Raw genomic sequence first — 26,699 nt, forward strand, 5'->3', positions numbered from 1 at the left:
AAAGCAATAAATTTCGTTGACGTCGGAGGGCGGATCGGGTTTAATGCGCCCCGTTGCCCGGATAGCTCAGTCGGTAGAGCAGGGGATTGAAAATCCCCGTGTCCTTGGTTCGATTCCGAGTCCGGGCACCACTATTCAGAAAACCCGCCCTTGAGGCGGGTTTTTGCTTTTGGGCTAATTCAGCAACGTGATACGCCCCTGCTTCCAGTGCCGGCAGGTTTATCTCATGAAGCAAATGGTTTGAGCCCGCCGATGCCCGACGGATGCACTCTTCCACCCTGTCCCATCAGATTCTGGCGATCGCGGTACAGTGGGGAGGCGTGCGTGCCGATCAGATCTGATCGCAGCTATGCCAACAAGGGCCATATCAAAAAGTCAGAATCGATGACTTCAAAACGTTATTGAAGCATATGGGGGAGCACCAGTTTCTGACCCAGCTATCAAGCGGTGAACTGGTTCTGGGCGTCGAAGGCAAACGTCAGCTGAATCAGTATACCTTTTATGCAGTGTTCAGCACGCCGGAAGAGTTTCGTATTGTGGCGGGGAATAAAACATTGGGCTCCATTCCCGTTGATTCACGACTGATGCCTGACCTACACATTATTTTTGGCGGTCGACGCTGGAAGTAAACCGATAACAACAGTGATAAAAAAGTCATCATAAGATTATAGTCTCACCTTTATCACCCTCAGAAAAATATTGCATTCAGATACCGTTGCGGCAGTGGCCAAATAACCATCGGTAGTTAGCGTAAGTGTGAGCACGTTGGAGAGAAAACTATCAACAATAATCTGTAAGATTTCATCTCCCGGAAAATTACTGACATGACGCAGATTAAAGAGATTACCAACTGTCGCGTCCAAGTTTCTCAACTTTACCACGTGCATGAACGTGATGGCGCTGAGGTTATTTTCAGGTCCGACGGCACGCGGTTCGGCAAAAGCTATGGCGTGATTCAAGGGTATATTGAATATCTGGAGCGTTATACCCTTGGTATAGAAATACCAATAGCAACTTCCCTGAAAGGGTTGCTATACGTTCACTAAAACATTTGGTTTCGCAGATTGTTCGTTGTGAAGAACAACAGGCATCATTCAATAGTCAACATAGGGATCTTGATATAGAAATAATCAAAGACCAGCTAAAGAACTCCCGCTCAGACTTCACAAACCATTGCATTTGCCAGCAAGTCATTGTTTTAAAAGAGTAATGTTGAAATGCCGATTCAAGAATATATTCGCCGCGGGCTGCTTGTTCGCAGAAAGCGTAAATTTAACGCTTGTCATGATAGAACTGATCTTCATATTCTAAATCGTAATTGTTAAGAGAGTTCAAAATAATATCTATCGCTCGTTTGCCTGCTGCCCATGATGCAAAACTTTGCTCCCTAGAGGTAAGCGAGCCAATTATAAAGAACCAACACCCCTGGACTTTACCCACAAATATAATTAATAATCCTTCCCGCCCCTCTGAATTTTTTACATTAAACTCGCCTTTCCAGAGTTCTGTAATGTTTTTATTAAAAATTTCGCCAACTTGTTTTGAAAACGTTTCTTTAATATAATTGTAGCTAACCGCTTCTATATTGCTAATAATTAAATCATAAATTTGGTCTTTATTGATTGTCGCATCATAGTGTAAAAAATATCCATCAATAACGCCATGTACCCTTGTTTCACCTCTCAAAGACAGAGAATAATAACTCATTTTTTCATTATTATATCTTTCTGAATATAACCATGACGCTGGATAATAAAATGAATAACTTGCAGGTAAATCCAAGTTTATGCTCTTAAGTTCTTCTGCTAAATGCCATTTTGAGTCATTAATCAAAGTAAAAAATTTCACGCAATGATAGAGATCTTCAGCCAGTAATTCATAATCTTCTTCACTGGAGCTGGCTTTCACTATGATCATATTGGCTCCTTTATGCTCAAAATCATAATTTTTAAATACTCTGACTCTTGAAATAACGGTTTTACCGTCAATACAACTCTTAGATAAAAAATCAGCATACCGTCCACTAGCGCTATAATAATCCTTGCGATGGAGGATTTCTTCATCTAAAAGGGATAATATATACTCACCCCATTCACTAGCATCTATGTCATTGTTTACTTGCTCATAAGCCACATCAATTTCTATAAATGGATATTTTGTCCCAGTAACAGTCTGGTAGCAACCAATAGCATAGAGGTTATTTGTCCCTGCGATTAGTTCAGGTTTAACGCCAACCGGTTTAACATCCAGAGGGAGTAATATTTTGTAATATAAACTTGTTGACTCTGAAGATGTATAACGACATCGCCAGAAATGTTCCTTCTGATATTCAAAACTATATGTTACTAATTCTGGAAAACTTAAGACCTTACCATTATCTTTCATAACAACACCGCTTGTTTGTTTAAATTTTATGTATTTACCCTGACAGGTAAGATTAAAATTCAAGATCAATCATTGAACTTTAATGTATGGTGTTTAACAATCATGGTATATATATAAGGTATATTACACATGCATATACATAAAAAAAGTAAAATAGAAGCTTGATGAATTTTGATATATTTAAATAATTAGACAGATACCATTTTATTGGTTGCCTGTTGGTATAGGCAATGTTGTTATTAATATGAAATGCAGCTAATCGTTTAAGTCCACCATCTATAATTGAAAAAACAGTATAATGAAAAAAAGCATAAACACCAAGTAGGTTTACTATTTTTAGTGAAGTTATACTCCAAACATGATTAAACATTACATATACCGAAAGGAGATATAAGGCAATACCTAAAAAAAACCTAAATATAAGATTACTATAAAATAAAAATAAAGACTCCGGTAAAAAATTAATTTTTATCATATTAGCCTCCAATAATAACAGTAGATTCACCTGATAGCACAACACCCGATTTGGAAGAGACAAACCCAAGTCGCTCTTGAATAGGAACATCGGTAAATGGTCCAAGCTGAATATTAATATCACCACCTACGCCTAATACAAATGCTATTTTACCGGACAACTGAAGTTTAACCATGATATTATCAAAATCCACCCACCCCCCACCACCCAATCCCAAACCTGCTGCCCCAGCAGTCCCATCAACAGAACCTGTCATTTTAAAATATTTTGACTCTATAATACCTGAAAGCTGCCCTTTTGCAGCAGCAGCTTCTGCCCCAAGTTCAAAAGCGGCACCAACCCTTGCTTCGTCAAGATCGTGTGTAAGATTATAGTTGCCTTTTCCTTCCGCCAAACCGATTTTACCTTCAGCTTTTGTTTCCACATAGTCACCAGATCCTGCTTTTCCTGAACTGAGACTTATATTCCCGGAAAGGCCCTCAAGCTTTGCCTCAATCGAGCTAGAGTGTACATCTTCATTTGCAATTGTCCCTGCCGTCATTTCAGCCTTGCCGACAGTACCTCCGAGACCAATGTTAGCCCCACTATCTCCAATTGGATGATTTAGCTGAAAATCTATAATACCTGCTTTTAGGTTACTCTTATCATATTGACCATCACCATCCTCATCCATTAATGTGGAGACTGCATAAGCAGTATATAATTTGAATTTATCTGAACCATTTGGATTTTTTACCGAGCCATCCTCATTTGTATTTTTAGCTATTGTGACATAATGATATTCAGGCGGTTTTGGTCCTTGTGTAGGAGGTAATGATTTTTTACCGCAAACAACTTTATCCCCCTTTCTGGCAGCAGGCAGTCCATTTATTGTTACAGTCTTAGAACCTTCACTAATTACACCTGGTCCGTGCGTTTTACAAATATATATATCCCCCATCCGTGCAGATGGAAGCCCTCCTGTTGAGACATCACGACTACCAGATGTTATTGGGCCATCATGTCCAGCTGTATCAGCCGTTTGTCTTGCTGCGTGCTTACCCATGTCGTCTTTCTTATGTGATAATCAATTAATCTAGTTATGGATTTAATTTCAACATACCACCAGTCAGCACTTGCTCTTCGCTGCCGTCAGCTGACAATTTTTTGGTATTGACATGATATTCATCCTTCGCAGTATTCTTAATTATTTTCCCACTAATAGTGATTTCTCCATTTTCCAGCAAGGTAATGCTCGACTCTCCACAAACAAATTCGATCTTTTCTTCCGAAGAAACCCTGATAGTTTTTTTTACCTTTATTGTTTGCTTCCCGTTATGAAGATTAATCTCCTGATCTCCTTTATCTATATCAGTTTTTTTATTTCCTTCTGTAATTTCGGTAGTTTGATTATTGACTACCGTTATAATCTGATCATTTGCCACCGTCACCGTCTGGTCATGACCCCCTTCTTTTTTCCCACCCACCTTAACCGTCTGTCCAACACCCACCGTAATATTCTGGTTATTACCAATCGTTTCGGTATGATTCGCCTTCACATCGGTGGTGCGGTTGTTCAGCACCTCGGTGTCCATGTTTTTCTGCGCATGGATATAGACCTGCTCATTGTCAGTCGCATCCTCAAACCGCAGTTCATTAAACCCGCTGCCTTTATAGGTTTTCGAGCGGATGGTCATCTGTGTTTTCGTGCCCGGCAGACGTCCCGGGGAGCGGTTATTCTCGTGGTAAGCGCGACCCATAATAATGGGCTGGTCCGGGTCGCCATTGAGAAAGTCGACAATCACTTCCTGACCCACTCGCGGAATGGCTAGATTGCCGAAGCCCGTTCCCGCCCATGCCTGCGACACCCGCACCCAGCACGAACTGTCCTGGTTCGCATTGTTATAGCGGTCCCAGGCGAACTTCACCCGCACGCGACCGTATTCATCGCAGAAAATTTCCTCGCCTTCCGGCCCCGTTACCGTCGCGGACTGAGGACCATCCACCCGGGGTTTAGGCAGCGGCGCAGAATGCCATGTTCTGTCTGCCGGTATCACATGAACCTGATTTTTGAGCGTGGTGCCTTCACCCGTGGAACCCGGCACAGCCTGTGGCTGTTCGCCGCGCATATCGCAGCTCACTACCTGCCATGTGGTATTCAGGCTTTCCAGCGGATGCCCCGTCATCGTAAAGCGCATCCCCGGCCATAACTTCGGTGAACCTGTATTGCACAGGGCTGTCTCAGCACCGTTACGCAGACCTGCCACCTGCCTGCGGACAAATTCCTGACCGTGCTGCTCATCCTTGAAACGCCCCGGATAGTCAAAGATTTCGTACTGGTCACGCTGCCAGCCGATATTTTCTCCGGCATGATCAAATCGCCCGCGCCATTTTGGTCGTTTAAACGTGTAATCCTGCGAGACCACAGAGGAAGGACGAACCTGGAAACTGTGACTGAACTGGTCAATATGGTCGGTGGTCGTCCCGGAAGACTTATCCGGGTTATACGGGATTTCTATAGGATCAGGGAGGTATGCCACGTTATCAGCAAGAATAAGCCACTGACTGACACCATCGTCAGCATACTCTTCATAAAAAAAGATACCCTCCTCCGCCATCAGCCGGAGCAGGAAATCATAATCCGTTTCGCCATACTGGACACAGAATTCACGCGACGGATGGGCATCTCCCAGCAGAGGGCTGTACTCGGTCACGCCATTCTCGCCCAGCAGCGTGGTGATAATGGTTTCGATATCCTGATTCTGGAAACTGCGAAAATTCTGCCGCAGGGCGCTGCGCCAGAACGGGGGGTGAATTTCCAGCCAGTAATCGGTCCGCTGACCGTCTGACTCTCCCCGGCTGAAGCCGGTAACAATACCTTTCACGTGGCGAAGAAGAGATTCTCCTTCCCAGATTTTCAGGCTGGCGGTTTTTTCCGTCACCATCTCATGACTCAGGGAGGTGAAGTATTCACTGGATACGCTCACGTCAAGGCGAAAAAGGGAAGATAGCGACTCGTTCAAGCAAAAATCGACCACCGGGAACATATTCGATGGGAGCCCTTCAATATCCAGCGTAAAACGCAGTCCTTGTGACGACATAGCAACCTTCCTGATCCTACAAAATATTAAGGCACTCCATAAAACGAAGTGCCTTTCCTGCTAAAAAGATTACGCTTCCAGCGGGGCCCGCCAGTCGTCAGCACCGGAAGTACCCGCAGTAACGTGCTCCCATTCGATCTTACGATAAGCTAAAGACACTTTAATTAGTTGGGTGAATTCACGCTTTTCCGCATCCTGGCAGTGCGGCATAGTGCAGTCGATATCCACAATAGTGGAGTCAGTAAGGCGGGTGGTGAAGAAGTGCTCCTGCTTCCCTTCAACAGACGTTCTGTACCAGTGCAATTCTGTCTTTGGCAACATTTCTCCAGAAGCCAGCGCGTTATATAACAACGGAACTGATTTATTCAGTGCAACGGTGAAAATAAACGGCTTATGTGCGCGCTGCCCAGCAGGCTGACCGGATTGAGGATCGGTTGGTACTGTGACAGTATGCTGAAATTCCTGTACCAGCATCTCATCTTCATGCCCCTGAACGTAGATATTACCCACAGATTCCGCAGTAAACGCGCCCTGTGTAATATTTCCCTGGGTCTTGCCGGTAATAGAGATATAGCACGGTGTTGGCATTTGTAAACTCCTTTACAATTTTGATTACATATAAATAACAGTTATTTGCTGAAGAACACATCATCAGTATCAATTAATCACTCAACTCATTAACACCTGACAAATATTATCCAGCACCCATAATCACTGTATGATCGCAAAAATAAGACACAAGTATCACCCGAGTAATACTAATAACTCACTTGATGCCCCGCAATAGTAGGGAATCGGACCTATAAAAAACAAACCATCGCATAAGCAAGAATCCACACCTTCCATGCGTCGCAGCCTGAAAATCATTGAAAAAGAGAAAGGCAAGTCTCTAAAAAACGCACGCCCTTTACTCAAAGCTCTCCTTTAAAATTCATTTGAGTATCTAACAACAGCCAAGTAATATACATGATATGGATCACGCAAAATTATTTTCAATGATCTATCTTTGGAAAGACATCACAAACAAAAACAGTGCGCACACCAAAGATATCAATCATAATTTACTGAAAAACAAACAATTAAGAGTTGTTATCGCAGTTTTCTCTTATTTATTATCATTGAAATGAATTAATCGAAGCAATTAAATAATGGGAATCTATTATACCACTCGGTTTGCCAATATATTATTCACAAGGATTATATTCATATGAATAGCAAAAAAAACGATGGAAGCGTTGCCCCAAAAGAGAGAATTAATATCCGTTACGTACCCAAAACGGATGGTCAGCAATCCGAAATCGAACTTCCGCTCAACCTGTTAATCACGGGCGACACGGGAAAATCGGACAACTCATCTTTAGATGAGAGACATGCTGTCTCCGTTAACAAAAACAATTTCAATTCGGTTATTTCCGAGACAGGAATAAATCTGAATTTTAATGTCAAAAACCGGCTCAGCGAAACACCTGATGACGAGCTATGTGTCCACATGGATTTGAAATCGCTGGATGATTTTTCTCCCGACAGCATCGCAAAGCAAGTGCCCGAATTGAAGAAGCTTCTGGATCTGCGTGAAGCGCTGGTCGCACTTAAAGGTCCGATGGGAAATATCCCGCAGTTCCGCGCGCAGCTTCAGGCATTGCTGGAGAACGAAGAAACTCGCGAACAGCTTCTCAAAGAACTGGATATTGTTAACAAGTAAATCTAAACAGGGAGGTATTTAGTATGTCTTTACAGGAAGAAACTCTCGTTGCCGACCATGCAAAACAGCACAGCGAGTCTACCTCACTGCTGGACCAAATCATGGCGCAGACTCGTATTCAGCCGGAATCAGAAAGCTATGATATCGCCAGACAGGGCGTAACCGCATTTATTGCCAGTATTTTGCAGGGAAACCATCAGGAAGAACCCATTAACCGGTTTGCCATCGACAGTATGATTACTGAAATCGATGAAAAGATGAGCAACCAGATGAATGAAATAGTTCATTCAGATAAATTTCAGCGCGTGGAATCCTTCTGGCGTTCTCTGAAACTGCTGGTTGACCGCACCGATTTCCGTGAAAACATTAAAATCCATGTACTGCATGCAACGGAAGAAGAGCTGCTGGACGATTTTGAATTTGCACCAGAAATCACACAGTCTGGCTACTACAAACATGTCTATTCTTCTGGTTTCGGACAATTTGGCGGAGAGCCAGTGGCGGCGGTGATTGGCGCTTATGCGTTCAAAAACACCACGCCCCATCAGAAACTGATGCAATACGTTACAGCGGTCGGAGCTATGGCGCATGCGCCTTTTATTTCTGCTGTATCCCCAGAGTTTTTCGGTCTCAACTCATATACAGAACTGCCGAATATCAAGGATCTTTATGCCATTTTTGAGGGGCCAGCCTATTCAAAATGGCGTTCTTTGCGTGAATCCGATGATTCACGCTACCTGGGGTTGACTACCGTTCGAACCCTGCTCCGCCAGCCTTACTCCGCGACTGAAAACCCAACGAAGTTATTCAATTACAGAGAGGATGTTAGTCAGTCCCATGAACACTTCCTCTGGGGAAACAGTGCGTTTGCGCTTGCTTGCAACATCACGGACAGCTTTGCTAAGTACCGCTGGTGTCCGAACATTATCGGGCCGCAAAGCGGTGGTGCGGTAAGAGACCTGCCGGTACATTTGTTTGAAGCTATGGGACAAATTCAGTCCAAAATCCCGACAGAAGTACTGATTACTGACAGGCGTGAATACGAACTTGCTGAAGAGGGCTTTATCACCCTCACCATGCGTAAGGGCAGCGATAACGCGGCGTTTTTCTCCGCAAGTTCGGTTCAGAAAGCCAAAAAGTTTCCTAATACGCCGGAAGGCAAAGCTGCGGAGACAAACTTCAGGCTGGGTACGCAGTTACCATACCTGTTTATCATCTCCCGCCTGGCGCACTATATCAAGGTTCTGCAACGTGAGCAGATCGGCTCATGGAAAGAACGCGGCGATCTGGAAAGAGAACTGAACACATGGATCCGTCAGTACGTTGCCGACCAGGAAAATCCGCCGGCAGAAGTTCGCAGTCGTAAGCCGCTCCGCGCTGTCAAAATTGAAGTTCAAGATGTGGAAGGCGAACCAGGCTGGTATCAGGTTGCCCTCTCTGCACGTCCCCATTTTAAATACATGGGTGCAAGCATTGATCTGTCGCTTGTCGGACGGTTGGATAAGGAATGACCGTAATGTTACCGGGCCGGGGAAGATTTGCAGGTACGCTGTTTGAGCGTATCCGTAACGCTCATGCTGGGATGGAGCGCAAAACCAGCGCGACAACGCTCAGGCAGTCTATTTTCCAGAATCTGCAAAATATACTTAATACCCGGCACGGTAACTGTCAGGGCACGCCTGGCTTGGGCATCGTTGATTTCAATGACGCGATCACCCCCACCACCGATTTTTATCAGGTAATCACGAACACGATCCGTGACTGTATTCTGCATTATGAACCTCGGATCTCCGCCGTCGAAGTATCCGCGGTCATGGCAGAGAGTAACACCCCGCTGGATTTGCGTTTTCATGTTGTAGCCACGGTGAACTTCGGGGGTATTAGAGATGCGATGGAATTCGACATGTCTATGAGTACTCACCAGCATTTCAAAATGGACTGACTGCTATGGCATTTGATGAAAGTTATTTCCGGCAGGAACTGGATTATCTTCGACAGCTGGGCAAAATGCTGGCAAAGGAAAAGCCGCAACTGGCCAGTTTTCTCGCGGAGAAAGAGGCCGACCCGGACATTGAGCGCCTTCTGGAAGGTTTTTCACTTCTGTCAGGAAAACTGAGACAAAAAATTGAGGACGAATTCCCGGAATTCACCTACAGCCTCATAAATCTGCTGTTGCCCAATTATCTCCGTCCGGTTCCCAGCATGACGGTGATAGAGTACACGCCGGATGTCCATAACCTGACCACAGAGATTCTGATCCCCCGGAATGAGACGGTGCTGTCCGCACCGGATAAAGACCATTCTTTTAACAATGTATTTACCCACGGGAACGAAGAGCAGGATCTATCTCTTTCGTGTACGTTTACCCTGTGCCGTGACGTATGGCTGCTGCCCGTCAGCATCAGCAATGTGGAAAATCATAGCAGCCATAAATATGGCGTAATAGATATAACTTTTGCAGTCAACCCGAACGCCGATCTAAGCAAAATAGACCTCAACAAGCTGCGCTTTTGGCTGGGAAATGATGATAACTATACCCGATATCAGCTTTATCTGTGGCTAAACGAGTACCTGCTGGATGCTGAAATCCTTGTCAATGAACAGCATATCGCTTTGCCTGATTTCATGCCGGTACCTGTCGGATTTGAAAAACAGGATACCCTTCTGCCGTGGCCGAAAAATACCTATAGCGGTTATCGTATCTTGCTGGAATATTTTTGTTTTCCGGAAGGTTTTTTCTTTTTTGACATCAAGGGGATCCGGCCTCTTCCAGCTAATTTGTCGGCCTCTACTTTTACGCTGCGGTTGCGTTTTTCCCGTCCTTTGCCGCTGGATATCAAGCTCCGTAACGATTCCCTGCGCCTGTTCTGTACGCCGGCAGTTAATCTCTTCAGCCATCAGGCAGAACCCATCTCTCTTGATGAAACCAATCGTGAGTATCCGCTACGCGCCAGCCGCAGATTCCCTGACGCTTACGATATTTTTTCTGTTTGCGATGTCTACAGTCAGAGCAAAGAGTCCCGCAGAGGCTCGCATAAGACAAAGGGAGATTTTTCTGTCAGCACACGTCCTGAACTGGCACAAGGCGTTTACCACTGGCCCAACTTTGAAAGTTATAACCACCAGGCGGAATATGGCCAGCATAATGAGGTCGTTTATTACCACCACAGGACAAAATCATCGCTGTTCCGGAAGGGGATGGATCATTCTCTTTCTTTTGTTCATGCGGACGGTAGCCAGCCGGAAAGTACATTACTAAAAAATGAAACTGTCTCAGTTTCCCTACTATGCACGAATCGGGAACTCCCCACACATTTGCGCGTGGGAGACATTAATACCGCTACGGGGAAAAATGCAGCGGTGGCATCCCTTCGTAACGTGACACACCCGACACAGCCTCTTCCCCCCGTAGAGAATGGGAAGCTGCACTGGGCGCTTATATCCAGCGTCAGTCTGAACTATTTCTCACTGCTGGATAAGAACGCAATGGTTCAGGTTTTAAGAACTTATGACCGCCACGGAGCAGGAAGTCCTCAAAAAGCCCGTTTATCCCAGCTGAAACTGGATGCAATTCAACGTCTGGAGACTCATCCGGCAGACAGTCTTTTCAATGGCGTACCTGTGCGCGGACTGACATCAACCCTCTGGATCGATCCACGACCTTTTACCTGTGCAGGAGAGGTGTATTTGCTGGGTTCGGTACTGTCGCATTTCTTTTCTTTGTATGCCAGCGTCAATTCATTCCATGAACTGACCGTCGTTAATACTGAAAATCAGGAGACCTGGGAATGGCAGGAAAAAATGGGCCAGCACCCACTGATCTGAGCGAACCAGAAGCGTTTTCTTCAGCAAATATCCGCCGGTATAACTTCTTTACGCTGGCAGAAATACTGCGCAGGAAAAAATCGATTCCGGATCCCAACTTTCCTCTGCGGACAGAGCCCTCGCAGGAAGCGATTCTGTTTCATTCTGACAGCAGCATCGCGTTTCCTGGAAGTGACGTTAATCATCTGACTAAAAATCAGAATGATCAGTATGTGGTGACAACAGCATTTCTGGGACTCACTGGAAGCCAGTCGCCCCTGCCGGGCTATTACCTGGAAGATATGGCTTACGAAGCCGCACATGAAGGCAGCCCTGTTGCAGAACTTCTTGATCTGTTCAGCCACCGCTGGACGCAGTTTGTCTGGCAGATCTGGCGTAAATATCGCTATCACATCTGTTTCCGACATGGCGGCGTAGATGTTTTTTCCCAACGCATGTTCGCTCTGCTCGGCCTGGGAAGCCAGGAAGAGCGAAGTAAACTAACTGTTAATCACTGCAAAATGCTGGCCTATGCCAGCATACTGGCCAGTCCCGGACGTTCGCCAGAAGTGATCTGCAATCTCATCGCACACTGTTTCGATTTGCCCGACGTGACGTTACAGAGCTGGCAGTTACGCAAAATGGATATTCCCTCTGGTAAACAAAATCGTCTGGGTATGGTGGTAAAAAAAGGCCACCGCATTTCCGGGCAGAAATCCACGCTGGGCCGCAACTTCACTCTTGGGGCACGAGTACCTGACCGGAGCGGAAAATTTCTCTTATGTATCAATAACCTCTCACGGGAGCGCTTTCTTTCTTTCCTTCCGTCAGGTGAAAATTTTGAACCGTTATCCATGTTTGTTGCGTTCATCCTGCGCGACCAGCTTGCATGGGATCTCCGGCTGGGTCTGGCACCGGATCAGGCCGAAGGAATGCGGCTCGGGGACAAGAAAAGCGCGCGCCTGGGCTGGACAAGTTTTATAGGCAAACCAGAAGCACAACCCTTCATAACGATTAAAGGCCGGGGATAAATAAACATTCATATGGAGCAGAGAATGCAGGAAGGAAAACAACAACACTCCCCAACCCTGTCCCTACAGGTCATTAATGGTAATGAGCTGGAGAGTGGACGTGCGGTATCGGCCCTGTTCACCACCGATGGAGGTAGCGTCGGGCATGCTGAAAGCTGCCGCTGGTCGGTCCAGGATCGTAGAAACACTGTCAGCGAACAGGCATTTACCGTCATCTGGCACGACGGCGCATTCTGCATAAAGAGTCACTCGTCAGACATCGCTATTAACCAGGCGCCGGTGCCTGTCAACTCAGGTCTGGTACGTCTGCGTCAGGGCGACGAGATCCTGTTGGGATCTCTGACGCTAAAAGCTTTTTTGCATCAGGGAGAAATCACCAGTTATGACAAACAGATGGCAACCCCGGAAACCATTGTGATGAATCGCGATAACCTGGTGAATACCCTACTTACAACTGACGGCCAGCCGCACTATCCAGGAATGTCCATACGACATGATATTGCCCAAACCGTCGCGCACGCATTTTCAACCGATCCCTTGCAGGTGCTACAGACCGAGTCACTGACTAATATGCCTGGAGCATACAATACCTCCCCCTCCAGCACGCCGCCAATGTCGGATGTAACCGAATCAGGGGGCATCGAGCATCGTTTTATGGATCTGCCGGCATCCGATGCTCAACAAAATACCGATGAACCAGGTGATGAATTTTTTCATGAGAATATGAACCATCGTCACCTTGCTCTTTCGCCGCTAATGAGAGGACTGGGCTGTTCGCTGTCCATCCGCAATTCACAGGAGGCCGATGACTTTCTGGAAGAAGTTGGACGCGCCCTGCAAAAGCCATCAAAGGTCTTCTCAACCTGCAACATCAGCAAAATAGCCTGTCGGATAAGCATCTGCGTCCTCTGGAAGATAACCCGCTACGCCTCAACCTTGATTACGATACGGCACTCAGCGTGATGTTTGCCGAAAATAAAAGTCCGGTACATCTTGCAGCGCCTTCCGCGATTGAAGAGAGCCTGCGCAATATTCATCACCATGAGCAGGCTAATCAGGCAGCCATAACCGAAGCATTACGCATCATGCTGGATGCCTTTTCTCCCGCCAGCCTGATGCGCCGTTTCGTCCAGTATCGCCGCAGCAATGAACAGCGCCAGGAAATGGACGACGCTTGGGCATGGCGCATGTACAGCAGTTATTACGAAGAGCTGGCATCCAGCCGTCAGCAGGGATTCGAAATGTTGTTCAGCGAAGTCTATGCCCAGGTTTACGATCGCGTACTACGTGACAAGCAACGAGCATCAGAAGAATGAGATGGCGTAACGCAGTGTTTTACGCCGCTATGTCGTTACTGTTCGGGGCGATAACGGGTTGTGAAATGACGAAGAAAATCGGAAAAGTCATCACCGATCCAGGAATCCAGGTCGGCAGTCTGGCTGCCCAACCTTCAGAGCTAACAATAACGCTGTTAACTGAGCCGGACACCAATCTCAACGGTAGCGGTGAAGCGACGCCGATAGATCTCCAGTTGATTTATATGAGCGACGATTCGAAGTTACAGGCTGCCGATTACGATCTGGTCGCCACTTCACCACTTCCTGATGTGTTGAGAAAAAACTATATCGACCATCAGGATTTCACGTTGTTGCCAGACACCATCAAAACGCTGCAACCAATACAACTGGATGAAAAAACGCAGTTTATTGGAATCGTCGCCTATTTTTCAAGCGATCAGACAACTGAATGGAAGCAACTCGAAGCGGTAGAGAGTACCGGTCACCGTTACCGCATGCTGGTACACGTACGCCAGAGCAATATTGAGATAAAGAAGGAGGATTACTGATTATGGCGACAATGAAAAATAAAGTGGTCTGGCAGGAAGGGACGTTTGTCCAGCCCCAGCATTTTCAGCAGCAGCAACGTTATAACGACTATGTGCTCACGCATCGACTAAATGCGCAGGTTGAATTTGCATGGGGGTTTACCGAACTGTCGATTAACACTGAACTCCTGGCCCAGGGCAAGATCGCCCTCGACAGAGCCGAAGGCTGTATGGCTGATGGCACAGTATTCAGTCTTCCGGAACAGGATTATCTGCCTCAGCCATACCAGCCTGGCGATCTGTCCCGTCCGGGAAGCCATGACATTTTCCTGGCGCTTCCCGTTATCAGTGATGTGATTAATGAAATTGAAGGCCACTATAGTTCAGGGCAAACACAAGGACGCTATCGCCTGAACCGCGCAGACGTACGCGATTTGCATACCGATGGTGGTGAATCGCGACAGCTTGAGCTGGCTCAGCTTGCTCCCAGAATCATGAGTGGAGCAGAGGATCTGAGCGCATATACAGTACTACCGTTGTGCCGAATTCGTGAAAGGCTGGCGAATGGTGAACTGGATGTTGATTCTCATTTTATTCCTACCTGTCAGGCTATTCGCGTCAGCCCGGTGCTACAGAACGTCATCGGTGAGTTCCAGGGACTTATCAGTAATCGCGCCGACGATCTGGCAAAACGTATCGGTTCTCCAGAACAGAGCGGTATCGCCGATATTGCCGAATTCATGATGTTACAACTGCTCAACCGCAGCCGGATGCGCTTCACCCATCGTTCGTATCTCCACACTCTGCATCCGGAAACGGTTTACCTCGATCTGGCTATGTTACTGGGCGAACTGATGACATTTACAGATTCCAGCCGCCAGCCTTGTCCGCTGGAGGTTTACAATCACCGTGATTTAACGACCACATTCAAAACAGTGATCCCAGAACTACGCCGGGCGCTGAATACGGTATTGACGCCGCGCGCACAGAACCTGCCTCTGAGGTTCAACGATGGTATTTGGATGGCCACGGTCAACGATCCTTCATTGCTACAGACCGCCACGTTTATTCTTGCCGTTCGGGCCCGGATACCACATGACAAACTGCGGGTTCAGTTTATTCAGCAGTCAAAAGTTTCATCATCCTCCCACATTCGTAATGTCGTTAGCGTACAGGTTCCGGGGATTCCTCTTCGTTCACTGACAGCGGCCCCTCGCCAGTTACCCTACCATGAGGGTTACGTTTACTTTGAACTGGATAAAGCAACGCCAGCCTGGCAGGACGTTATAAAAGCCGGTGCTTTCGCATTACATATTTCCGGACAGTTCCCGGATTTAGATCTCCAGCTCTGGGCGGTCAGAGGATAAGCCATGAGCGATTTATCCCTTACTTCGCTGGAAAACGAGATGGACAGTTCTGGTCGTCAGTATCGCCTGTCGCTACGTGGCAATAGCCTAAATCCGATGGTCGACGCCGCTACACCACTGCTGGGGATGGTAATGCGCCTGCAAAATATGCACAGCCAGACGATGCCGGAACATCTGTTCACTCAGGTCGTCGCCGATATACAGGCGGTTGAGCAGTCACTTCAGGAACATGGGTACGAGCCCGGCGTTATCGTCTCGTTTCGTTACATCCTATGTACGTTTATTGACGAAGCAGCGCTGGGCAATGGCTGGTCGAACAAGAACGAATGGATCAAACAATCGCTGTTAGTGCATTTCCATAATGAAACCTGGGGCGGAGAGAAGATATTTATCCTGTTGGAACGCCTGATTCGTGAGCCAAAGCGCTATCAGGATCTGCTTGAGTTTCTTTACCTGTGCTTTTCATTAGGTTTTCGTGGTCGTTACAAGGTTGCGGCCTCAAATCAGGACGAATTTGAGCAGGTTTACCGGCGTCTGCACCATGTCCTGCACCCAATGCGTGGCGAGGCGCCATTCCCGTTGCTGCATCAGGACAAAAAACATCAAGGCGGACTCTACAGACTGAACCAGCGTCTGACCATCAAACACGTATTTTTTGGCGGGCTAGCCGTCCTGGTGCTTTTTTATCTCTTTTATCTACTGCGCCTTGACGCCCAGACGCAGGACATCCTGCAACAGTTAAATAAGTTACTCCGATAAGGATATCCCATGATCCAGATTGATTTGTCCACGCTGGTAAAAAGACTGAACGCCTTCTCAAAACAGGCGCTGGAAGCGGCTGCGCTGGAGTGCATGAACCAGCAGGCGTCTGAAATCACCACCAGCCACGTACTGCTGCAAATGCTGGGCACCCCACGTAGCGACCTGCGGGTAATAACAGAACGCGCAGGTATAAACCATGATGAGCTGCGCAAAGCGTTGACGGCTGAAAACTGGCCTCAGACACGTACATCCGACAGCTACCCGGCGTTTTCTCCCATGTTAGTCGAATGGCTGAAGGAGAGCTGGCTGCTGGCCTCTGCTGACATGCAAGAGACAGAGCTGCGGGGCGGTACTCTTCTGCTCGCCTTGCTTCATTCTCCTTTGCGCTACATACCGGCGACGGCTGCCCGCCTGTTAACCAATATTAATCGCGACCATTTGAGACATAATTTTACGCAGTGGACCAGTGAATCAGCAGAATCGATAGCGCTGCGCGATGCAGGTTTCTCACCTACCAGCGAAGCAAATTTAACTGACAGCGGGCTTGCACGCTATACGAAGAACATGACCGAAGACGCCCGTAACGGCAGACTCGATCCCGTATTGTGCCGTGATAATGAAATTGACCTGATGCTCGATATTCTTTGTCGCCGTCGCAAGAATAACCCTGTAGTCGTAGGTGAAGCAGGCGTTGGCAAAAGCGCGCTGATTGAAGGACTGGCGTTACGCATCGTTGCCGGCCAGGTACCGGAAAAGCTGCGCCACTGCGAAATCATGACGCTGGATCTCGGTGCATTGCAGGCAGGCGCATCGGTAAAAGGGGAATTCGAAAAACGCTTTAAAGGGTTAATGGCAGAGGTTCTACAGTCCCCAAAACCCATCATCCTGTTTATTGATGAAGCCCATACGCTGATAGGTGCAGGTAACCAGCAAGGCGGGCTGGATATTTCCAATCTGCTTAAACCCGCTCTGGCTCGCGGCGAACTGAAAACCATCGCGGCCACCACCTGGAGCGAATACAAAAAATACTTTGAAAAAGACGCTGCACTGTCCCGGCGTTTTCAGCTTGTAAAGGTCAGTGAGCCGACGGCGACAGAAGCTACCATCATTTTGCGCGGCCTGGCGACGGTGTATGAGCAGTCGCACGGTGTACTCATTGATGATGACGCACTACAGGCGGCAGCAACCTTGAGTGAGCGTTATCTTTCCGGACGCCAGTTGCCGGATAAGGCCATAGACGTACTGGATACCGCCTGCGCCCGCGTGGCGATTAACCTCTCTTCACCACCGAAGCAAATCTCGGCGCTGACGACACTATGCCACCAATATGAAGCGGAAATTCGCCAGCTCGAGCGGGAGATTCGTATCGGCCTGCGTACGGACAGCGCGCGAATAGATGAGGTCCATACGCAGTACGAAACGGCACAGGCAGAACTTCTGGCGCTTGAAGACGCATGGCGTCAGCAGCAAACGCTGGTACAGGAAATTATCGCTCTGCGTCAGGCGCTGCTGACGAAAGTTGCAGTAGCGGATGACAACGATGTACAGCCGGAAACTCAGGCAAATGCCAATGAGGGCGAAAAAAATGACGCGGTTTCAACGTCTCCAGTAGAACGCCTTATCGCCCTAAGCGAAGAGCTGGATGCCCTGCACCATACACAGCTGCTGGTCTCACCTCATGTGGACAAAAAACAGATTGCCTCCGTTATTGCCGAATGGACAGGCGTTCCCCTCAACCGTCTGTCGCAGAATGAAATATCCGTCATCGCCGATCTGCCTTACTGGTTGGGTGACACGATTAAAGGACAGGAACTGGCCATTAAGCATTTGCATAAACATCTGCTGACCGCACGGGCAGACTTGCGTCGACCCGGACGACCACTCGGCGCGTTTCTGCTGGCAGGCCCCAGCGGCGTTGGCAAAACCGAGACCGTGTTGCAACTGGCAGAGCTTCTCTATGGAGGGCGTCAGTATCTCACCACCATCAATATGTCGGAGTTTCAGGAGAAACACACCGTTTCGCGTCTGATTGGCTCACCGCCGGGCTATATCGGCTATGGCGAGGGTGGTGTACTGACCGAAGCTATCCGTCAGAAACCGTACTCTGTCGTGTTGCTGGATGAGGTAGAAAAAGCCCATCCAGATGTACTCAATCTGTTTTATCAGGCATTCGATAAGGGTGAATTGGCCGATGGTGAAGGCCGGATTATTGACTGCAAAAACATTGTGTTCTTCCTGACCTCCAACCTTGGCTACCAGGTTATTGTCGAACACGCTAATGATCCGGAAAGCATGCACGAAGCCCTGTATCCGGTGCTGGCGGACTTTTTCAAACCGGCGCTGCTGGCACGAATGGAGGTCGTTCCTTATCTTCCACTGTCGCGAGAAACGCTGGCCACCATTATTGCCGGAAAACTTGGCCGTCTGGAGAGAGTACTGCGCTCACGCTTTGATGCAGAAGTTGTCATTGAACCGGAAGTGACGAACGAAATTATGAGCCGCATCACCCGCGCTGAAAACGGAGCCCGCATGCTGGAGTCGATCATCGATGGTGAAATGTTGCCTCCGCTCTCTCTGCTGTTGCTACAGAAAATGGCGGCAAACATAACCATTACACACATCACGCTCAATGCGAAGGATGGCGTATTTGTTGCAGATGTCAGAGATGCTCCGGATAGCACCTTCATGAAGGATGAAGAGGCCGTATGAGTATTCCGCTGAACAGGCTGTTATTTATGCTGTTGTTGGCATCATCTGCGCATGCCAGTGATGTTCCGGATGCGCAAAGTACGCTTTCCTCCATGGGCGCCTGTCGTCGTGAACCCGCTGCGCTGGAAAGGCTTGACTGTTACGACCGCATTCTGACGCCGCAAACGTCCGGCTTTGAAGGGGCGCTGGTCAAAGCCCGTTATGAAGGTGAAGCGTGGAAACGCGCCTTTGAGCAGGAAAAGCAGCGGGAGAATAATTCAACATCGCTAATGATGACCCGCATGGAGGGTGAAAATCCTACGGTCATTATTACCACTCCAGCGCTGGGTAACATACCTCCACGCCCGGTGCTGATGTTCAGTTGCGTGGATAACATCACCCGGATGCAGGTCGCGCTGACGCATTCACTTAAAAAAAACGACCTACCTGTGACGCTCAGTACGGATACTGCTCAGCTCCGTTCACACTGGTTCATTCGTGAAAACGGAATGCTGTTAGAAGCCAGTCGGGGATTGTCCGGCATCGACGAGATCAAGTGGCTTTTCGGTGCCAGTAAGCTGACTGTCGATATGGGAACCGAAAGCGTCACCGGAAAACTGACCTTTAATATCAGCGGGCTGGCGCAGACCATTGCCCCATTGCGGGAAGCCTGCCACTGGGCTGGATAATAATAAGGAGCACGTCAAAATGGATTTGCATAACCCGGAAACCTGGCTGGCAGCACTTCTGGCTCCGCTGCCGCAAGAAAAGCTGGCGGAAGGCCTGCGCGATGATGACCCACAGTGGGAATACATCGATACAGAGATCGCCAAACTGGGATCGTTGGCGCACGGCCAGGTTGATATTGCGGCTCTTCAGCAACAGGGGCTGGAGCTACTGGCAACCCGCAGTAAAGATTTTCGTCTGATGGCCCATCTTCTCAGAACCCTGCAACACGCGGGGGATCACCTGCTGGCAATCACGCTGCTGGTACATTACGTATCCAGCTATTGGGCTACGGCATGGCCACAAAATCTGGCGCATAAAAAACGCTTCGCCACGCAGGTAATTAAACGTTTTGAACCCGGCATCAACAGCGTTGCGAAACAGGCTGACAGTACAATGAATAATTCGCTGTCCGGAGAGCTGGCGCATCTTGCTCAACTCTGGCACGAAAATAATCTCCCCGAGCTGGCTACGGCAACGGACAACCTGTCCTACCTGTACCAGCAAGCATTCCGTGATATTACCCCGCCAATTGCTGCTCCCGAATCCATACCCTCTCAGGATTCACTGATGCAGGGGGTCAGTAATTCCACCCAATCCCGGACGATAAACGCTGCGCCGGTTGTCAATATTGACAGTCACGACGATAAAGCATGGCGTGATACGTTGATGAATGTTGCCAGCATTTTATGTGACCGTCAGCCGGACAGCCCGGCGGGTTACCGCCTGCGCCGCCATGCCCTGTGGCAAAGCATCACCAGCGCGCCGCTGGCTGAAAGCGATGGTCGCACGCCTCTGGCGGCATTCTCCGCCGATATCATGGCGGACTACCAGAACCGCGCAAACAACGCGGATATTGCGCTATTAAAACAGGTGGAACAGAGCCTGATTCTGGCCCCGTACTGGTTTGATGGACATGCTCTTTCCGCACAAATTGCCGCACGTCTCGGTTACAGCCAGTTAGCAAACGCCATCAGGGACGAAATAAACACCTTTCTGGCGCGACTACCTCAACTGCGTTCAATGCTGTTCAGCGACCATTCACCTTTCATTTCTGAGCAGACGCTTCGCTGGCTAAAGCAGGGAGAAGGCGTTCAGCCCGCACGTCAGTTAATCCAGTCGGACAGTTCGCCCGACGTCTGGCAACGATTCCATGAACAAGGGCTCGAAGCCGCACTCCAGTGCCTCGAAGACCTGCCAGCAGGCGAGCCCCGCGATCGTTTCCTCCGGCTGTATCTCGGCGCGCAGTTAATGGAAAAGGCGGGAATGGTGCAGCTTGCACAGCAACACTACCGGACGTTGTTTAAAACGGGACTTCAGACAACGCTGTCCGAGTGGGAACCCGCGTTGCTGGAACAACTCGAAGAAAAGTTCACGGCAGAACAGTAAAATTATACAGGAGTTTTTTGTGTTCAGATTACCTACTTCCCGGTTTCTCAGTGGAATGAAGTCCACTCTCAGACCGGCAATGCCTCGGTTTAAAGTCTCCGTCATATGGCTTGCAGCTATTGCCTGGATAGTATTGCTGGTATGGATCTGGTGGAAAGGCCCGGCATGGACTTTGTATGAACAACACTGGCTAGAGCCTCTCACCAGTCGCTGGCTGGCAACGGCTGTATGGGGCCTCATTACCCTGGGCTGGATCATCTTGCGGGTAATGAAACGCCTGCAACAACTGGAGACACAGCAAAAGCAACAGCGCCAAGAAGAACAGGATCCAGTCAGCGTGGAGATCCATCAGCAGCAGCGTTATCTTGACCGCTGGCTGCTGCGCCTGCATCGTCATCTGGACACCCGCCGCTTCCTCTGGCACCTGCCGTGGTATATGGTCTTGGGCCTCGTCGAAAGCGGGAAGACATCGTTGTTGCGTGAGGGGTTCCCTTCCGATGTGATTTACGAGCCGGTTAATACGCGAGGCACAGCGGAATACCCGGTACGGATCACCCCCCGCGTGGGCAAACAGGCGGTTATCTTTGACGTGGATGGTTCACTCATAGATTCGGATAAAGGCGGCAATGATGTGCTCTGCCGCCGCCTGCGGGAGCACTGGCTGGGATGGCTGGTCAATAACAGAATGCGCCAGCCGCTGAACGGCCTGATCCTGACGCTGGATCTGCCCGATCTGTTGACTGCGACAAAATCCCGCCGCGAACAATTGTTACAATCGCTACGTCAGAATTTACAGGAAATTCGTCTGCAACTGCATTGCCAGTTGCCGGTGTATGTAGTACTGACAAAACTGGATCTGCTGCATGGTTTCGCCTCTTTATTTCAGTCACTGGATAAAAAGAGCCGGGACAGTATTCTGGGTGTAACCTTCACCCGAAATGCGCATGCAGATAGCAGCTGGCGCGCCGAACTCCGCGCTTTCTGGCAGGAGTGGGGGTCGCGACTTAATTTGGCCCTCCCCGATTTAATGCTAACTCAGGCGGGTACGCCATGTAGAAGCGCATTATTCAGCTTTAGCCGCCAGATGCAGGGGGTCGAAAATCCGCTGGGTGCCTTACTGGACGGCCTGCTAGACGGCGAAAATATGGATGTGATGCTGCGCGGTGTCTATCTCACATCATCTTTGCAACGCGGTCAGGTGGACGATCTCTTTACTCAGTCCGCGGCACATCAGTATCGGCTTGAAAACAGTTCGCGGGCCACATGGCCTATGGTGGAAACTGTTCCCTATTTCACACGAACGCTTTTTCCGTCTGCCCTGCTGGCAGAGCCAAATCTCGCCGGTGAAAATAGTCTCTGGCTGGGGAACACCCGGCGCAGGTTACTGGTATTTTCAGCATGCAGTGCGTCGCTCATCGCGCTGCTCATTGGCGGCTGGCATCACTACTACAATAAAAACTGGCAGTCCGGCATTAAGGTCCTTGCGCAGGCAGAATCCTTTATGAGCGTTCCTCCACCGCAGGGAATTGACGAATACGGCAATCTGCAACTGCCATTGCTTAATCCCGTCCGCGACGCCACTCTCGCTTACGGGGATTATCGCGAACATAACGTTCTCACCGATCTGGGGCTGTACCAGGGAACTTATATCGGCCCGTATGTGGAGCAGACCTACCTTCAGTTACTGGAACAGCGCTATCTTCCCGCGCTGTTTAATGGCCTGATTAAAGAGATGAATAACGCGCCGCCATCATCTGAAGAAAAGCTGGCGGTACTGCGCGTCATACGAATGCTGGATGATAAAAGCGGGCGTAATAATGCAGTTGTGAAACTGTTTATGGCGAAGCGCTGGAGTGAGAAATTCCACGGGCAGCGCGATATTCAGGCGCAATTAATGGGGCATCTGGATTATGCACTGTCGCATACCGACTGGCACGCAAAGCGTGAGCAGGGTGACAGCGATGCCATCAGCCGATATGTTCCCTATGAAAAACGTGTTACGGCAGCACAACAGGAACTGAGTAAACTCCCTATTTATCAGCGAGTTTATCAAAGTCTGCGCACCAGAGCATTCAGCGTACTGCCCTCTGACCTGAACCTGCGGGATCAGATCGGCCCAAGTTTCGATAAAGTTTTTGTTGCTGGGGATGACAGTAAGCTGATCGTTCCACAGTTTCTCACCCGCTATGGCCTGCAAAGTTACTTTGTAAAACAGCGCGATGAACTGGTGAAACTGACGGCGATGGATTCATGGGTGCTGAACCTGACCCGTAATGTCACATACAGTGAAGCCGATCGTAGAGAAATCCAGCGGCATATCACTGAACAGTATGTCAGTGACTATACTGCCACCTGGCGTGCCGGAATGGATAACCTTAACGTTCGCCATTATGAGGCACTACCAGAACTCACCGATGCGCTGGAGCAAGTTATTAGCGGCGACCAGCCTTTCCAGAGGGCGTTGAATACGCTGCGGGATAACACCCAACCCGCCACCCTTTCCGCCAGACTGGACGATAAAGCACGTGAAGCCGCTCAGGCAGAACTTGACTATCAGTTGCTGATACGTCTGGGGCGTGAATTTGCTCCGGAAAACAGCGTACTGACCGAATACAAAGATAAAACCAGTCTGTTGCAGACCGTTTATCAGCAACTTACAGAACTGCACCGTTACCTGCTGGCGATCCAGAACTCACCCGTACCAGGTAAATCAGCGCTGAAAGCCGTACAGCTCAGGCTCGATCAGAACAACAGCGATCCTATCTTCGCCACGCGACAAATGGCCAAAACGTTACCAGTACCGCTTAACCGGTGGGTTGGCGTACTGGCAGACCAGGCATGGCACGTCGTCATGGTGGAAGCGGTACATCACATGGAGCTGGAATGGAATAACACCATAGTTAAACCCTTTAACACTCAGCTTGGCGATAAATATCCTTTCAATCCGCATTCACCTCAGGATGCATCCCTGGACGCCTTCGAGCGGTTCTTCCGGCCTGATGGCCTGCTTGATAACTTTTATCAAGAAAAACTGAAGCTGTTCATTGAAAACGAACTGACGTGGGGTGAGGACGGTAATGTACTGATCCGTGAAGATATCCAGCAACAACTGAACACTGCACAGAAGATCCGCAACACCTTTTTCAGCCAGCAGAACGGGCTGGGAACTCAGTTTGCCATTGAAACCGTGGAACTGTCTGCAAACAAACGCCGGAGCGTGCTGAATCTCGACGGGCAACTGGTCGACTACAGTCAGGGTCGGAATTATACCGCTCACCTGGTATGGCCAAATTCCATGCGTGAAGGTAATGAAAGCAAATTGACACTGGTCAGTGCCGCCAGCAACAAAGCACCACGCAGCGTTACTTTCAGCGGTCCATGGGCGCAATTCCGATTGCTGGAGGCGGGCCAGTTAACCAATGTGAAGGAGAATACCTTCGATCTGCGCTTTAACGTTGACGGTGGCTACATGATCTACAGGGTACATGTGGACACGGAAGATAACCCGTTTACTGGCGGATTGTTCAGCCAGTTCAGGCTCCCCGATACACTTTACTGAGAGATACCCGGCAGAGGATTGCCGGGTACATAAGGACATGATGATGAGTAATAATGAACTCAGCGAGATTATCATCACAGGCGAAGATCCGCGTGGTTTGCCGGAGTTCAGCGCCATCCGAGAAGAGATCAATAAGGCCAGCCATCCTTCCCGGCCAGTGATGGACTGGAAGCGGGTTGAATCGCTGGCGCTGGCAATTTTCAAAAAAAGCGGTGTGGATCTGCATTCCGCCACCTACTACACGCTGGCACGCACCCGTCTTCACGGACTGGCAGGGTTCTGCGAGGGTACAGAGTTGCTGGCGGCACTCATCAGCCGTGAGTGGGATAAATTCTGGCCGCTGAATCCTCAGGCACGAACAGAAATGCTCGACTGGTTCAATGCCCGAACCAGCACTGTTCTGCGACAGCAATTAACGTTCTCCACCGCTGACCTGCCATTGTTATACCGTGCCGAGCGGGCATTGCAGGTGATCTGCGACGCACTCCAGCAAAAGGCTGAACTGAAACGCCTGCCGCGTATGGAAAACCTGCTGTGGTTTATGCAAAACAGCCGCAAACAGCAGGAGGCAAATCGGTCAGGCAACGTTGCCGCACAATCCAGAGTAAGGACGCTGGTTTATACGCCGGATACACCGCAGACGCTAACATCCGAAGCCACATTATCACCTCTGCCGGAAATACCGGAACTGTCCGAAATCCGGGTTGCGGTACCTGAAAACCGGGGTGTGAACGCACTACCCAAAAAGAAAGCCGGTTTTCAGCTACGTGGATTTATCGCCGGTATAATGTTAGCCGGGATGGTAGCCCTTCTTCTCTGGTGGTGGCAGGTTCGCCCACTACAGCAACAGATAGCGCAGGTGCGTGACACAGCACTGGGTGCCGCCGCTATCTGGCTTGCATCACCACAACTAAGCGACTATGAACAACGGCTTAAGCCTTTACTCAGCATATCTCCTCTCCATCCTCTGGAAAGCGGAGTCAGGATGACTCGTGTCGCAGACAGCCAGTGGCCCGAAAGTCTGCTACAGCAGCAGACCACAACGCAGTGGAATAGTGCGCTGAAGGCCCATGCTGATGGCAGCCCCAAAATGAAAGGATGGGAGCAAACAAGACAGGATTTACGGACGTTCGCAGAACTGCTAGTGAAACGGGAACAGAATAAAGAAGGGTTCACACTTTCCTATATCAAGACGGTAATTTATCAAGCTGAAAGAGCGCTGAATCAGGACGTTCCCGTAGAATACTTGCTCACGCAATATGAGGAATCAAAGCTTCAGGGGCAGGATACCAGCGTACAGGAAAAAGAAATTCGAGAACGAATAGATGGCCTATTAAGCCGCTGGCTGTTACTGCAAGAAAGCATTAAAACAGAAACAAACAGCAATCAAAAATAATTATTTCGGAGATATTTTATGGCTAACCTTACCTATTTAACACTGAACGGACAAATGCAAGGCCTGATTTCTGCCGGCTGCTGCTCTCAGGATTCAATTGGCAATAAAGCGCAAACCGCTCACAAAGATCAAATTATGGTCCAGGAACTGACGCACGGTATTTCCCGCCAGCAAAACGTTAATCACCAGATGCTGACAATAAGAAAACCTGTCGATAAGTCTTCACCTTTACTAAATAAAGCCATCAGTGAGAACGAAGTCTTGTCTTGCGAGATTAACTTATTCCGAACCAGTCGCGCAGGAGTCAATGAATTGTACTACAAAATAAAGCTGACAAATGCCCGAATCATCGACATCCAGCTGGATGTAGCGCATGCTATTAATGATAACGACGCCCAACCCGAGGAATCCGTTTCGTTTATTTATGAAAGTATTAGCTGGGATCACTGTATTGCAGGTACCAGCGCATACAGCCTGTGGAGCGAGCGGATGTTTTAAGTGGAGCCAAAG

At 48.9% G+C, this 26,699-nt stretch carries 19 protein-coding genes, 1 tRNA gene and 2 pseudogenes; 18 read left to right on the forward strand and 4 right to left on the reverse strand.

What is annotated here, in order from left to right; translation table 11 throughout:
• Positions 1-55 precede the first annotated feature (55 nt).
• The 3 genes and pseudogenes from DBR02_RS06185 to DBR02_RS06195 all read left to right on the forward strand — a co-directional run bounded on the left by DBR02_RS06185 (position 56) and on the right by DBR02_RS06195 (position 1,046).
• A tRNA-Phe gene (locus DBR02_RS06185) sits at positions 56-131 on the forward strand.
• A gap of 102 nt (positions 132-233) precedes the next feature.
• Positions 234-629, forward strand: a pseudogene (locus DBR02_RS06190) (DEAD/DEAH box helicase); the annotation flags it as partial.
• A 195-nt stretch (positions 630-824) separates the two neighbouring features.
• On the forward strand, positions 825-1,046 hold the full coding sequence (locus DBR02_RS06195) for a hypothetical protein (RefSeq protein WP_107533746.1): 222 nt from the start codon (positions 825-827) through the stop codon (positions 1,044-1,046).
• A 226-nt stretch (positions 1,047-1,272) separates the two neighbouring features.
• On the opposite strand, the gene DBR02_RS26560 is transcribed toward DBR02_RS06195, so the two are convergent.
• From DBR02_RS26560 to DBR02_RS06215, 4 genes are all read right to left on the reverse strand, one after another.
• Positions 1,273-2,385 (reverse strand): hypothetical protein, encoded by a 1,113-nt coding sequence (locus DBR02_RS26560; RefSeq protein WP_157959550.1) that lies wholly within the window; start codon positions 2,383-2,385, stop codon positions 1,273-1,275.
• A gap of 476 nt (positions 2,386-2,861) precedes the next feature.
• Positions 2,862-3,905: a PAAR domain-containing protein gene (locus tag DBR02_RS06205; protein ID WP_107533750.1), complete on the reverse strand. Its 1,044-nt coding sequence runs from the start codon at positions 3,903-3,905 to the stop codon at positions 2,862-2,864.
• Positions 3,906-3,939: 34 nt separating this feature from the next.
• Complete coding sequence (gene tssI, locus DBR02_RS06210; protein ID WP_107533752.1) at positions 3,940-5,940, reverse strand: type VI secretion system tip protein TssI/VgrG; 2,001 nt, start codon at positions 5,938-5,940, stop codon at positions 3,940-3,942.
• A gap of 69 nt (positions 5,941-6,009) precedes the next feature.
• Positions 6,010-6,528, reverse strand: a complete 519-nt coding sequence (locus tag DBR02_RS06215; RefSeq protein ID WP_063451218.1) for an Hcp family type VI secretion system effector — start codon at positions 6,526-6,528, stop codon at positions 6,010-6,012.
• A gap of 619 nt (positions 6,529-7,147) precedes the next feature.
• Here DBR02_RS06215 and tssB point away from each other — a divergent pair.
• The 15 genes and pseudogenes from tssB (at position 7,148) to DBR02_RS06290 (ending at position 26,687) form a co-directional block, all read left to right on the forward strand.
• Complete coding sequence (gene tssB, locus DBR02_RS06220) at positions 7,148-7,642, forward strand: type VI secretion system contractile sheath small subunit (RefSeq protein WP_063451217.1); 495 nt, start codon at positions 7,148-7,150, stop codon at positions 7,640-7,642.
• A gap of 23 nt (positions 7,643-7,665) precedes the next feature.
• Entirely contained in the window at positions 7,666-9,153 is a 1,488-nt protein-coding gene (tssC, locus tag DBR02_RS06225; protein ID WP_107533754.1) for a type VI secretion system contractile sheath large subunit, read from the forward strand.
• The gene (gene tssE, locus DBR02_RS06230; protein WP_107533756.1) at positions 9,150-9,584 is read left to right on the forward strand and encodes a type VI secretion system baseplate subunit TssE; all 435 of its coding nucleotides are present in this window, start codon (positions 9,150-9,152) and stop codon (positions 9,582-9,584) included. Before tssC ends, tssE begins: the two co-directional genes overlap by 4 nt.
• Positions 9,585-9,589: 5 nt before the next feature.
• Complete coding sequence (gene tssF, locus DBR02_RS06235; protein WP_107533758.1) at positions 9,590-11,467, forward strand: type VI secretion system baseplate subunit TssF; 1,878 nt, start codon at positions 9,590-9,592, stop codon at positions 11,465-11,467.
• The gene (gene tssG / locus DBR02_RS06240) at positions 11,431-12,477 is read left to right on the forward strand and encodes a type VI secretion system baseplate subunit TssG (RefSeq protein ID WP_107533759.1); all 1,047 of its coding nucleotides are present in this window, start codon (positions 11,431-11,433) and stop codon (positions 12,475-12,477) included. The genes tssF and tssG overlap by 37 nt, the downstream gene beginning before the upstream one ends.
• Positions 12,478-12,501: 24 nt before the next feature.
• Positions 12,502-13,793 (forward strand): annotated as a pseudogene (tagH, locus tag DBR02_RS06245) (type VI secretion system-associated FHA domain protein TagH).
• Between the two features lie 29 nt (positions 13,794-13,822).
• Positions 13,823-14,323, forward strand: a complete 501-nt coding sequence (tssJ, locus tag DBR02_RS06250) for a type VI secretion system lipoprotein TssJ (RefSeq protein ID WP_369750630.1) — start codon at positions 13,823-13,825, stop codon at positions 14,321-14,323.
• Positions 14,324-14,325: 2 nt separating this feature from the next.
• Positions 14,326-15,669 (forward strand): type VI secretion system baseplate subunit TssK, encoded by a 1,344-nt coding sequence (tssK, locus tag DBR02_RS06255; RefSeq protein WP_107533763.1) that lies wholly within the window; start codon positions 14,326-14,328, stop codon positions 15,667-15,669.
• A gap of 3 nt (positions 15,670-15,672) precedes the next feature.
• Positions 15,673-16,428, forward strand: coding sequence for a type IVB secretion system protein IcmH/DotU (icmH, locus tag DBR02_RS06260; protein WP_107533765.1), 756 nt, complete (start codon positions 15,673-15,675; stop codon positions 16,426-16,428).
• Between the two features lie 9 nt (positions 16,429-16,437).
• Positions 16,438-19,140: a type VI secretion system ATPase TssH gene (gene tssH, locus DBR02_RS06265; RefSeq protein WP_107533767.1), complete on the forward strand. Its 2,703-nt coding sequence runs from the start codon at positions 16,438-16,440 to the stop codon at positions 19,138-19,140.
• Positions 19,141-19,166: 26 nt separating this feature from the next.
• Positions 19,167-19,808: a type VI secretion system-associated protein VasI gene (gene vasI / locus DBR02_RS06270; RefSeq protein WP_233157796.1), complete on the forward strand. Its 642-nt coding sequence runs from the start codon at positions 19,167-19,169 to the stop codon at positions 19,806-19,808.
• 19 nt (positions 19,809-19,827) lie between these two features.
• Positions 19,828-21,234, forward strand: a complete 1,407-nt coding sequence (tssA, locus tag DBR02_RS06275) for a type VI secretion system protein TssA (RefSeq protein WP_107533770.1) — start codon at positions 19,828-19,830, stop codon at positions 21,232-21,234.
• 19 nt (positions 21,235-21,253) lie between these two features.
• Entirely contained in the window at positions 21,254-24,793 is a 3,540-nt protein-coding gene (gene tssM, locus DBR02_RS06280; protein WP_107533772.1) for a type VI secretion system membrane subunit TssM, read from the forward strand.
• A gap of 43 nt (positions 24,794-24,836) precedes the next feature.
• Positions 24,837-26,189 carry a VasL domain-containing protein gene (locus tag DBR02_RS06285; protein WP_107533774.1) on the forward strand — a complete coding sequence of 451 codons (1,353 nt, stop codon included), beginning with the start codon at positions 24,837-24,839 and terminating at the stop codon, positions 26,187-26,189.
• A gap of 18 nt (positions 26,190-26,207) precedes the next feature.
• On the forward strand, positions 26,208-26,687 hold the full coding sequence (locus tag DBR02_RS06290; RefSeq protein ID WP_107533775.1) for an Hcp family type VI secretion system effector: 480 nt from the start codon (positions 26,208-26,210) through the stop codon (positions 26,685-26,687).
• Positions 26,688-26,699: the final 12 nt, after the last annotated feature.

The organism is Enterobacter cloacae complex sp., assembly GCF_900322725.1.
GTDB lineage: Bacteria > Pseudomonadota > Gammaproteobacteria > Enterobacterales > Enterobacteriaceae > Enterobacter > Enterobacter quasihormaechei.